We start from the raw sequence: 831 nt of genomic DNA, 5'->3' as shown, positions 1-831 counted from the left end.
ACCCCGTCGGCGAACCGCACCGGCTGCCGCACATGCCGCACCCAGTACTCCGGGTCCACCAACTCCAACGGATCCGCCATTGCACCCGACACGTTCGACACCACCGGCACCGCCGGAACCCGCCAGTCCAACCCCGCCACCACCGCGCGGAACCCGTCCAGCATCGGCTCCATCAACCGGGAGTGGAACGCATGCGACACGGCGAGAGACCTGGTCCGCCAGCCCCGGCCCCGGCAGGTGGCCACCACCATCTCGACCTCGTCAGCCGCGCCGGACACCACCACCGCCGCCGGCCCGTTCACCGCCGCCACGTCCACGGCCGCACCGGTCACCTCGATGACCAGACACACATCAGCCTCCGACGCCGCCACCGCCGCCATCACCCCACCCGCCGGCAACGCCTGCATCAACCGACCACGCGCCGCCACCAGCGTGCACGCGTCCTCCAACGACAACATCCCCGCCGCATACGCCGCCGTCACCTCACCAACCGAATGCCCCGCAAAGAAGTCCGCCCGCACCCCCCACGACCGCAACAACTCCCACAACGCCACCTCCACCGCAAACAACCCCGCCTGCGCAAACACCGTCCGATCCAGCGCACCCGGCGACCCACCGGACCACACGACGTCCCGCAACGAGCCCGGCAGCTCGCCGTCGATCAGCCCGCACACCCGGTCGAAGGACTCCGCGAACACTCCGAACCGGTCGTACAACTCCCGACCCATCCCGACCCGCTGCGAACCCTGACCGGTGAACAACACCGCCCGACGACCCGCCGACACCACACCCGCCACCGCCACGCCACCAGCCGCCACCGCATCCAGACCC

1 protein-coding gene is annotated in these 831 nt (G+C 70.6%); it reads right to left on the bottom strand.

The window, feature by feature from the left end; all coding sequences use genetic code 11:
* The coding region (locus C5N14_RS27315; protein ID WP_117672137.1) for an acyltransferase domain-containing protein at nt 1-831 on the bottom strand (831 nt) is incomplete at both ends.

The sequence above is a fragment of the Micromonospora sp. MW-13 genome (genome assembly GCF_003434305.1).
Lineage (GTDB): Bacteria > Actinomycetota > Actinomycetes > Mycobacteriales > Micromonosporaceae > Micromonospora.
The sequence above is the reverse complement of the archived record's forward strand: the minus strand, read 5'-3'. Positions and strand labels throughout refer to the sequence as shown.